8 protein-coding genes are annotated in these 10,850 nt (G+C 69.3%); all 8 read left to right on the forward strand.

All coding sequences use genetic code 11. The features are described from left to right. Positions 1-43 precede the first annotated feature (43 nt). The 8 genes from ispG to HMJ39_RS01455 all read left to right on the forward strand — a co-directional run bounded on the left by ispG (position 44) and on the right by HMJ39_RS01455 (position 10,675). Positions 44-1,162, forward strand: coding sequence for a flavodoxin-dependent (E)-4-hydroxy-3-methylbut-2-enyl-diphosphate synthase (gene ispG, locus HMJ39_RS01420; protein ID WP_194295990.1), 1,119 nt, complete (start codon positions 44-46; stop codon positions 1,160-1,162). Positions 1,163-1,185: 23 nt separating this feature from the next. Next, entirely contained in the window at positions 1,186-2,457 is a 1,272-nt protein-coding gene (gene hisS, locus HMJ39_RS01425; protein WP_194295991.1) for a histidine--tRNA ligase, read from the forward strand. Between the two features lie 12 nt (positions 2,458-2,469). Beyond that, a complete protein-coding gene (locus HMJ39_RS01430) occupies positions 2,470-3,108 on the forward strand; it encodes a YfgM family protein (RefSeq protein WP_161383875.1) in 639 nt (212 codons plus the stop codon). 10 nt (positions 3,109-3,118) lie between these two features. Further along, positions 3,119-4,276, forward strand: a complete 1,158-nt coding sequence (gene bamB / locus HMJ39_RS01435) for an outer membrane protein assembly factor BamB (RefSeq protein WP_256244783.1) — start codon at positions 3,119-3,121, stop codon at positions 4,274-4,276. A gap of 6 nt (positions 4,277-4,282) precedes the next feature. Continuing rightward, positions 4,283-5,692, forward strand: coding sequence for a ribosome biogenesis GTPase Der (der, locus tag HMJ39_RS01440; RefSeq protein ID WP_161383874.1), 1,410 nt, complete (start codon positions 4,283-4,285; stop codon positions 5,690-5,692). Positions 5,693-5,824: 132 nt separating this feature from the next. Further along, entirely contained in the window at positions 5,825-7,891 is a 2,067-nt protein-coding gene (locus tag HMJ39_RS01445) for a TonB-dependent receptor plug domain-containing protein (protein WP_194295992.1), read from the forward strand. 22 nt (positions 7,892-7,913) lie between these two features. Then, positions 7,914-8,801, forward strand: coding sequence for a hypothetical protein (locus HMJ39_RS01450; protein ID WP_194295993.1), 888 nt, complete (start codon positions 7,914-7,916; stop codon positions 8,799-8,801). After that, a complete protein-coding gene (locus HMJ39_RS01455) occupies positions 8,798-10,675 on the forward strand; it encodes an ATP-binding protein (protein ID WP_194295994.1) in 1,878 nt (625 codons plus the stop codon). Before HMJ39_RS01450 ends, HMJ39_RS01455 begins: the two co-directional genes overlap by 4 nt. Positions 10,676-10,850 lie beyond the last annotated feature (175 nt).

A 10,850-nucleotide genomic window follows, 5' to 3' on the forward strand; every position in this document is an offset into this window, starting at 1 on the left:
GCGCCCACATTCTCTACAGCCCGAACGTTTCAGGAAGCAGGTTATGGAACCGGAAATGACCATTCAGCGTCGCAAATCGCGCCAGATCCACGTCGGCAATGTGCCCGTGGGCGGCGACGCGCCCATCTCCGTGCAGAGCATGACCAACACCGACACCTGCGACGTGGACGCCACCGTGGCCCAGATCCAGGCCCTGGAAGGCGTGGGCGCGGACATCGTGCGCGTCTCGGTGCCCACCATGGAGGCCGCCGAGGCCTTCGGCAAAATCAAACGCCGGGTGGCGGTGCCGCTGGTGGCGGACATCCACTATGACTACAAGATCGCCCTCAAGGTGGCCGACGAAGGCGCCGACTGCCTGCGCATCAACCCCGGCAACATCGGCCGCGAGGACCGGGTGCGCGCGGTGATCGAATCCGCCCGGGACCACGGCGTGCCGATCCGCATCGGCGTCAACGCCGGCTCCCTGGAAAAGGAACTGCAGCGCAAGTACGGCGAACCCACCAGCGACGCCCTGGTGGAATCCGCCCTGCGCCACGCCGAGATCCTGGACCGCTACGACTTCCAGGACTTCAAGATCAGCGTCAAGGCCTCCAACGTCTTCATGACCCTGCAGGCCTACCGCAAGCTGGCCACCCAGATCGAGCAGCCCCTGCACCTGGGCGTCACCGAGGCCGGCACGTTCCGCTCCGGCACGGTGAAGTCCGCCGTGGCCCTGGGCGGCCTGCTGATGGAAGGCATCGGCGACACCATCCGCATTTCCCTGGCCACCGACCCGGTGGAGGAAATCCGCGTCGGCTTCGACATCCTCAAGAGCCTCAACCTGCGCAAGAAGGGCGTGAACATCATCGCCTGCCCGAGTTGCTCCCGGCAGAATTTCAACGTGATCGACACGGTCAACGAGCTGGAAGCGCGCCTGGAGGACATCAACGAGTCCGTGGATCTGGCGGTGATCGGCTGCCTGGTGAACGGCCCCGGCGAAGCCAAGGAAGCGGACATCGGCCTCACCGGCGGCACGCCCAACAACCTGTCCTATCTGGACGGCCAGAAGAGCCACCACATCAAGCAGGAAACCCTGGTGGACGAGCTGGAACGCATGGTGCGCGCCAAGGTGGAAAAGATGCGCGAGGACGAGGCCAAGGGCATCATCGCGCGCAGCGAATAATCGAATTTAAGGAAGGAGAACCGGTGAGCAAGAAGATCGCGTCGGTACGCGGCATGAACGATGTATTGCCCGAGCAGACCCCGCTCTGGCAGTGGCTGGAAGAGCGTGCCCGCGCCGTGCTCAACGCCTACGGGTACCGGGAAATCCGCATGCCCATCGTGGAGCGCACCGAGCTGTTCGCCCGTGGCATCGGTGAGGTCACCGACATCGTCGAGAAGGAAATGTACACCTTCGAGGACCGCAGCGGCGACAGCCTGACCCTGCGCCCGGAAGGCACCGCCGGCTGCGTGCGCGCCGCCGAGGAACACGGCCTGCTGTACAACCAGACCCAGCGGCTCTGGTACACCGGCCCCATGTTCCGCCACGAGCGCCCGCAGGCCGGCCGTTACCGCCAGTTCCACCAGATCGGCGTGGAAACCTTCGGCATGGCCGGCCCGGACATCGACGCCGAGGTGATCCTGCTCACCGCCCGCCTGTGGAAGGCACTGGGGCTGGCTGACCAGGTCACCCTGGAACTGAACACCCTGGGCGACCCGGACGACCGGGCCCGCTACCGGGACGCCCTGGTGGCCTTTTTGCGCGAGCACCGCGAGCGCCTGGACGAGGACTCCAAGAACCGCCTGGAGCGCAATCCCCTGCGGGTGCTGGACAGCAAGGACCCGGGCACCCGGGAAGTGCTCCAGGACGCGCCGCGCCTGGCGGACCACCTGGGCGACCAGGCCCGCGATCACTTCGAGCAGCTCAAGGCGCTGCTGGAGGCCGCCGGCATCGAGTACGTGATCAACCCCAACCTGGTGCGCGGGCTGGATTACTACGGGCGAACCGTGTTTGAGTGGACCACCGACGCGCTGGGGGCCCAGGGCACGGTGTGCGCCGGCGGCCGCTACGACGGCCTGGTGCAGCAACTGGGCGGCAAACCCACCCCGGCGGTGGGCTTCGGCATGGGGCTGGAACGCCTGGTGCTGCTGCTGGAAAAGCAGGGTCAGGAACTGCCCGGCCCGGTGGCGATCTATATTACCGCCATGGGCAATGTGCAGGCCCAGGCACTGGCCCTGGCCGAGCGTCTGCGCGACGCCCTGCCGGGCGTCGGCATCCAATGCCATTGCGGCGGCGGTGGCTTCAAGAGCCAGATGAAGAAAGCGGACCGCAGTGGCGCCCGCTACGCGCTGATTCTGGGCGAGGACGAAGTGGCCGCCGGGCAGGTGGCGGTGAAACCGCTGCGTGAACAAGACGAGCAACAGCAACTGAACGAGGACGAGGTGGCCCACTGGTTGGCCGCCCGCCTGGCCGACTAAGGAGAAACTGGGGTGGTCGACTACATCCGCGACGAAGAAGAACAGGCCGAACGGCTCAAGGAATGGTGGCAGAAGAACGGCACCGCCACCATCATCGTGATCGTGCTCGCCATCGGCGCGCTGCTCGGCTGGCGCCAGTGGCAGGATCACAGCGCCGGCCAGGCCGGCGAGGCGTCGCAACATTACGAAGCCATGATGACGGCGCTCGGCCAGCAAGGCGACGCGGACCTGGTCCGCAACGCCGCCGATACCCTGATCAAGGATTTCGGTGGCAGCGCCTACGCCGACTACGCACACCTGGCCCTGGCCAAACTCGCCGTGGACGACGGTGATCTGGGCGCCGCCGCCGAACAGCTCACCACCGTGGCCGAGGACCCGGCCACCCGCGAGCTGGAATACACCGCGCGCCTGCGGCTGGCCCGTGTCCTTGTCGCCCAGGGCGAACTGGACGCCGCCGGCGAGCAGATCGCGCGCACCTTCCCGGAGGCCTGGCAAGGCCAGGCGCTGGAGCTGAAGGGGGACATCGCCAGCGTCCGGGAAAACTGGGACGCGGCCCGCGCCGCCTACGGCGACGCTTTGGAAGCGCTGGACGAAGGCGCCGCCCGGGACCGCGTGCAAATGAAACTCGACGATCTGAAGTCCCAATCGTGAGCCTCTATTCGTGAAATATTCGTTTTCCGCCCCCGCGGCCGCCGTACTGCTTTGCGTGATGGCGCTGGCCGGTTGCTCCAGCAACCCCAACGCCATCGAACCCAACCCGCTGCCGGACTTCGAGAAGCGCTTCGACGTGGACCGGCTATGGCGCTCCGGCGCCGGTGACGGCGTCGAGGAAAGCGCCGTCACCCTGCGCCCGGCGGTCACCGCCCAGCGCGTGTTCGCCGCCGACATCCACGGCCGCGTGTACGGCTTCGACCGGGAAAAAGGCAAGCGCCAGTGGCGCGCCAAGACCGGCGACCGCATCTCCGGTGGCCTGTACGCCGGCTACGGCCAGGTGCTCTACGGCACCCGCGAAGGCGAGGCGGTGGCCCTGGACGCGGAAACCGGCGAGGAACTCTGGCGCACCCCGGTGAGCAGCGAGATCATGGCCGAGCCCACCAGCAACGGCCTGCTGGCCATCTTCCAGACCATCGACGGCCACGTGCAGGCCCTGGACGCGGAAACCGGCGAACAGGTCTGGGACTACGAAACCACGGTGCCCAACCTGACCCTGCTGGGCGGCGCCCAGCCGGTGATCGAGAGCGGCCGGGTCTACGCCGGCTTCGCCAGCGGCAAGGTGGCCGCCATCGAGCTGGAAACCGGCGCCCCGGTGTGGGAGCGGCGCGTGGCCGAGCCGACTGGCCGCTCCGAGCTGGACCGCCTGGTGGACGTGGACTCCAGCCTGCTGGTGGAAAACGGCGGCGTGTTCACCGCCACCTTCCAGGGCAAGCTGGCCGTGCTCGACTGGGAAAACGGCCGCCCCTACTGGAACAAGGATCTCTCCAGCCACCAGGAACTGAGCTCCTACCTGGGCTCGCTGTTCGTCTCCGACAGCGATGGCCTGGTGCGCGCCGCCGAGCAGCGCAGCGGCAGCTTCCTGTGGCAGCAGGACAAACTCTACGGCCGCCGCCTCACCGGCACCGTGGTCCAGGACGGCTTGGTGGCGGTCGGCGATTTCGAGGGCTACCTGCACTGGATGGACGCGGACACCGGCGAACTGGTGGCCCGTTACCACCATGACGGCGACCCGTTCGCCGGCACCCCGGTGGTCTACGACGAGGTGCTCTACGCCCTGAGCGCCGACGGCAAGCTGGCCGCCTACCGCCTCGAAGAGCGGGACTGACCCTGAATGAAACCGGTAATCGCCCTGGTGGGGCGCCCCAATGTGGGCAAATCCACCCTGTTCAACCGCCTCACGCGCACCCGCGATGCCATCGTGGCGGACTTCCCCGGGCTCACCCGGGACCGCCAGTACGGTGACGGCAAGCTCGGCGAACGCCCCTACACGGTGGTGGACACCGGCGGCATCGGCGAGAGCGAGGAGGGCATCGACCGGCCGATGACCGACCAGGCCCGCCAGGCGGTGGGCGAAGCGGACGCGGTGCTGTTCCTGGTGGACGGCCGCGCCGGCCTCACCGCCGCCGACGAACAGGTGGCCATGGAGCTGCGCAAGCTGCCCAAGCCGGTGTTCCTGGTGGTCAACAAGACCGACGGCCTGGACCCGGAAACCGCCATGGCGGACTTCTACGCCCTGGGCCTCACCGACCTGTTCCCGATCGCCGCCGCCCACGGCCGTGGCGTGCGCGCCATGGTCAACACGGTGCTGGACGCCTTCCCGGACGCCGAGGACGAAGAGGCCGTCCCCGAGGACCCGGACACCGTGCGCGTGGCGGTGCTGGGCCGGCCCAACGTGGGCAAGTCCACGCTCATCAACCGCATCCTCGGCGAGGAGCGGGTGATCGTCTACGATCACGCCGGCACCACCCGCGACAGCATCGAGGTGCCCTTCACCCGCCAGCCCAAGGACGGCGGCGACCCCCGCGACTACGTGCTGATCGACACCGCCGGCATCCGCCGCCGCGGCAAGGTCCACGAGGCGGTGGAAAAATTCTCCGTGATCAAGGCCCTGCAGGCGGTGGACGCCGCCCAGGTGGTGGTGCTGGTGGTGGATGCCCGCGACGGCATCACCGACCAGGACCTGCACCTGCTCGGCTATGTGCTGGAAGCCGGCCGCGCCCTGGTGGTGGCGGTGAACAAATGGGACGGCCTGGAGCCGGACCACCGGCAATGGGTGAAAACCGAACTGGAACGGCGCTTGCATTTCGTGCCCTGGGTGAAGGTGCACTTCATCTCGGCGCTGCACGGCACCGGCGTGGGGGATCTGTTCGGCTATGTGGAGCGGGCCTGGGAATCCGCCTTCCTCAAGCTCGGCAGCAACGCGCTGACGCGGATGCTGCAGGACATCACCCACAGCCATCCGCCGCCGCGCAACGGCCGCTTCCGGGCCAAGCTGCGCTACGCGCACCTGGGCGGCTCCAACCCGCCCACGGTGGTGATCCACGGCAACCGCACCGAGTCGCTGCCGAACAGCTACCAGCGTTATCTGGAAAACCGCTTCCGCGAGCTGCTGAAGATTGAAGGTTCGCCGATCCGGCTGGAACTGAAATCCGGTGACAACCCCTACGAGGGGCGCAAGAATCAGCTCACCGACCGCCAGATCAAGCGCAAGAGGCGCATGATGAAACACGTCAAGAAATAACCGTCCGGCGCGGCGCCCGGCCCCAGGGATAAGGGTCGGGCGCCGCGCCGGATGTCCGGGGGAACAGGGGTGCATTGCTACCGGGGGTTGCGATCGCTGCTGACAGGGCTGGCGCTGTGGCCGGCGTTGGCCATGGCATCACCGTTTGAACAGGGCGAGGCACCGCGCGTGCTGACGCCGGCGCGCCTGGACCAGCCGGTCTCCGAGGTGCCCGCCAGCGTTACCGTCATCGACCGCGAACTGATCCTCGCCAGCGGCGCCCGCGAGCTCTACGAGGTGATGCGCCTGGTGCCCGGCATGAGCGTGGCCAAGGCGGACGGCAACCTGCCCTCGGTGGCCTACCACGGCACCCAGGCCCGCGATCAGCGCCGCATGCTGGTGCTGGTGGACGGCCGCAGCGTCTACCAGCCCGGCTTCGCCCGGGTGAACTGGAACGCCATCCCCGTGGCCCTGGAGGACGTGGAGCGCATCGAGGTGACCCGGGGCCCGGCCTCCGCCGCCTACGGCGCCAACGCCTTCACTGGCGTGATCAACATCATCACCCGCGACCCCCGCGACGTGGACGGCCAGCAAACCCGGGTGCGCGCCGGCAACAACGGCATCCTCGACAGCCGCGTCGCCGCCGCCCACCAGTTCGACAACGGCGCCTGGCGCCTGAGCCTCAACGACCGCCGCGACCACGGCTACGACGCCGACCTGCCGCCCCTGGACACCGGCGACGCCAAGCGCGTCACCACCCTCAACGGCCGCTCCGTGTGGGAGCTCAACCCCCGCGATACCTTCACGGTGCACGCCGGCGGCAGCCGCACCCGCCTGGACCGCCCCAACGAACGGGGCCTGGAAGCCATCGCCGACTACCGCGACGACAGCCAGGAGCGCGCCGAACGCGCCTTCCTGGGCCTGGAATGGCAGCGCCAGGTGTCGCCGCGCCACCAGTTCAAGGTGAGCCTCTACGGCCAGTACAACAACGAGGACATCAACCTGGACCTGTGCTACCGGGACCCGATCACCGGCACCCAGGGCCCCGGCGGCGGCCTCTACTACTCCAAGGAGCTGCGCGACCTGTACCTGGCCAACGGCGGTGACATCGGCCAGACCCTGGCCAGCGCCGCCGCCGACCCGGCCATCCAGAACCGCTACGCCACCCTGCAGGCCAGCGGCGGCGGGCCCTTCTGCGGCACCGGCTACCTGGACGTGCGCGAGGAACGCTACGACCTGGAGCTCCAGGACACCCTGCAATTGCGCCCCTGGGCGCGGTTGGTGGCGGGCCTCAACCTGCGCCAGGACCGGGCCCGGTCCCAGGCGTTCCTGTCCGGCACCGCCGAGAACCTGAGCCACCGCCTGTTCACCAGCCTGGCGCTGAAACCCCTGCCGCCGGTGACCGTGAACCTGGCCGGCTTCTGGGAGCACGACGACATCAGCGGCGCCCACTTCAGCCCCCGCGCCGGGGTCAACTGGGAAGTGCTGCCCGGGCACACCCTGCGCGCGGTCTACGCCCGCGCCCTGCGCACCCCGGACATCTACGAGGACCAGGCCCGCATCAACCTGCCGATCAGCGGCCTGTCCGGCCCCTACGGCGACCGCCAGGGCCTGCTCGGCTGGGACCCGGCCTATTTCTTCGTCACCCAGCGCAGCCCCGGCACCCTGGACCCGGAGCGCATCCGCTCCCGGGAGCTGGGCTACTACGGGCGCTTCGCCGTGGGCGGTATGGGCGGCTTCGAGCTGGACGTGCGCTATTTCCAGGAAGAACTCTGGGACCTGGTCAGCGGCGCCCTCAACCCGTTCAACTTCGAGCCGAACAATAACGGTGAGGTGTCCCACCGGGGCACAGAGGCGCAGCTGAGCTGGCGCCCCTCCGGCCGCCACCTGCTGCGGCTCACCGGGGCGCACATCCACACCCGCGCCACCAGCGCCACCGAAACGCGCCTGGCCGCCCGGGACAGCGCCGGCGCCCTGTGGCTGTGGCGGTTCCGCCGGGACTGGTGGTGGTCCACCGGCTATTACCTGGCGCGGGACTACAACGATTACCCCTTCGAGCGCCTGGACGCCCAGCTCGGCTGGCGCCAGCGGCTGGCCGGCGCCGAATGGGAATGGCGGCTGCAGGTACAGCAGCCGCTCAACAGCGAACCGGTGGTGTTCGCGGAAAACGAGTATCAGGATGATCAACGCTACTGGCTCACGGTTACCGTGAACTTCTAGCGTCGAACCCAGCGAGGGGACCATGAAGGACGCGACAGGCAGCACAGGACGGAGCCTCGGGATTGCCCGCCTCGGGCGCGCGATCTGCGTGCTGCTGGCCGCCGCCCTGTGGGCGGTGCCGGCCTGGGCGGAGCCCCTGACGGTGCGCCTGCGCGCCGAGGACCCGGCCGTGGCGGAACGCTTCGTCGCCGCCCTGGACAGCGTCGGCGGCGGCCGCGTCACCCTGGTGGAGCAGGGCGCCGACGTCACCCTGGCCCTGGGCGAAACCGCCTTCCGCGCCGAACTCGCCGTCCCCGGCCGCGGGCCGCTGCTGGGGCTGGCGGTGCCGCGCTCCGCCGCCGGGCTGGTGACCCCGGGCTGCGATTGCTCCGCCATCTGGCGCGGCGTGCCCCTGGCCACCCAACTGGCGCTGATCGACGCCCTGATGCCCGAGGCCGGCCGGGTCGGCGTGCTGCTCGGGCCGGCCAGCGCCTGGGCGCCGCCGCTCAGCATGCCGCGTGGCCGCCTGCTGGAGGCGGTGCTGGTGCCCCGCCCGGACCGCCTGGCGCCGCTGTTGCGCCGCTACCTGCCGGATTGGGACGCCCTGCTGCTGCCCGACGACGAGGCCCTGTTCGGCCCCGGCGCCGCCAAGCTGGTGCTGCTCACCAGCTACCGCCAGCGGGTGCCGGTGTTCGGCCCCGGCGCCGACTTCGTGCACGCCGGCAGCGTCGCCAGCGCCTACCTGGACCTGAGCGACCTGGCCCGCGCCGCCCTGGAACGGCTGGAGGCCCGCCGGCGCCACGGTGAATGGCCGGCCCAGGGCTTCGCCGGCCACTACTCCCTGGCGGTGAACGACCACGTGGCCCGCGCCTACGACCTCAACCTGGTCGAGCGGGCGCGGCTGGAGCGCATTCTGGAGACTTCGCCATGAGATTGACCGGCGGCATTCGCCGACAGCTGCAATGGCTCGGGGTGATCCCCGCCCTGATCATGCTGGTCCTGGTGCTGGTGGCCCTGACCTGGCAGCGCTTCCAGGACGCCGACAACGAGGTGCGCCAGCTGGGCGGCTTCCTGGCCCAGCAAATGGCCGCCGGCGCCGAATACGGGGTGCTCGCCGGCAACGTTTCCGACCTGCGCCGCCAGGCGCGCATGGTGCTGGAGCGCCCGGACGTGCGCTACGTGGCCTTCCTGGACGAAAACGGCGAGCCGCTGCTGCGCGCCGGCGAATCCCGGGACGACACCGGCGCCGTGCTCGCCTTCCACGCCGGCATCTACCGGCAGCCGGCGCTGATCGGCGGCGGCCTGGACACCGCCGACGGCGAGCCGGACCGCATCGGCGAGGTGGTGCTGGGCCTGTCCCGGGGCCGTATTCTGGCGCGCCAGAAGGAGATTCTGGTGGCCAGCCTGCTGCCGGCCCTGCTGGCGGTGGTGGTGGGCCTGCTGATCGCCCGCTACCTGGCACGGCGCATCGCCGAGCCGGTGAGCCATTTGTCGCGGCTGGTGCGGGTGATCCGTGGCGGCGACTACCAGGCCCGCGGCACCCGTCCCCTGGAAGGGGAGCTGGCGGACCTGCAGACCAACATCAACGACCTGGCCGCCGGCCTGGAGCAGGCCCGCGAGGACCAGCAGAACGCCATCGCCGAGCTGCGCGACGCCCACCGCCAGGCCCAGCAGGCCAGCCAGGCCAAGAGCGACTTCCTGGCGATGATGAGCCACGAACTGCGCACCCCCATGAACGGCGTGCTCGGCATGCTGCAGCTACTGGAAACCACCCGCCAGAACGACGAGCAGCGCGAGTACACCGAGGCCGCCCTGGAATCCACCGGCCACCTGCTGGAAGTGATCAACGACATCCTCGATTTCTCGCGCATCGAGGCCGGCCGCATGGAAGTGGAGCAGACCTTCTTCGCGCCGGTGCCGCTGCTCAACAACTGCGTCGGCACCTTCCGCTACCTGGCCCGGGAGAAGGGCCTGTTCCTGCGCCTGGAAGGCGCCGCCTGCCTGGCGGACCTGGAGATCCGTTCCGACCCCACCCGCCTGCGGCAGATCCTCAGCAACCTGATCTCCAACGCGGTGAAATTCACCGACGCCGGCGGCATCCGCGTGCAGGTGAGCATCTGCGACCAGCACCAGGACATGATCGACCTGGCCATCGACGTGCGCGACACCGGCATCGGCATCAGCCCGGAACAACGCGAGAAGCTGTTCCGCGCCTTCTCCCAGGTGGATTCCTCCGCCTCCCGGCGCTTCGGCGGCACCGGCCTGGGGCTGGTGATCGCCCGCCGCCTGGCGCAGATCCTGGGCGGCGACCTGACCCTGATCAGCGAACCGGGGGAGGGCAGCTGCTTCACCCTCAGCCTGCGCGTGCGCACCCGCCCGGCGGTGCTCACCGAGACCAATCAACGGGAGCGCCGCCCCGAGCGGCTGCGCGGCCGGGTGCTGCTGGTGGAAGACAACGAGGTGAACCGGCTGGTGGCCCGGCGCATGCTCGAGCACCTGGGCCTGGAAGTGGTCACCGCCGGCGACGGCGCCAGTGCCCTGGCCCTGGCCGGCGAGCAGCACTTCGACTGTATTCTCATGGACGTACAGATGCCGATCATGGACGGCCTGGAAGCCACCCGCGCCCTGCGCCGCCGGGAACGGGAAAACGGCCGCGACCCGGTGCCCATCGTGGCGCTCACCGCCAACGCCATGTTCGAGGAACGCCAGCGCTGCCTGGCCGCCGGCATGGACGCCCACCTGGCCAAGCCGTTCCGCCGCAACCTCCTGGCCAACCTGCTCAGCCGCTTCCTCGCCGCCGCCTGATACTTTGTTGTAGGAGCGACTTCAGTCGCGATAGGGCCTAGGAAGCACGCCCCACCGCCGCAATCGCGACTGAAGCGGAACGCCGCCCGGTCGCTCCTTGTATGTTCGATCTGGAGATTTAGGTAAGGTTTAGCCCGGTTACCGGGGAGGCCGTTCGCTCCTGGAAGCAGCGCAG

The sequence above is a fragment of the Alloalcanivorax profundimaris genome, from assembly GCF_015265435.1.
In the GTDB taxonomy this organism is placed as follows: Bacteria; Pseudomonadota; Gammaproteobacteria; order Pseudomonadales; family Alcanivoracaceae; genus Alloalcanivorax; species Alloalcanivorax profundimaris.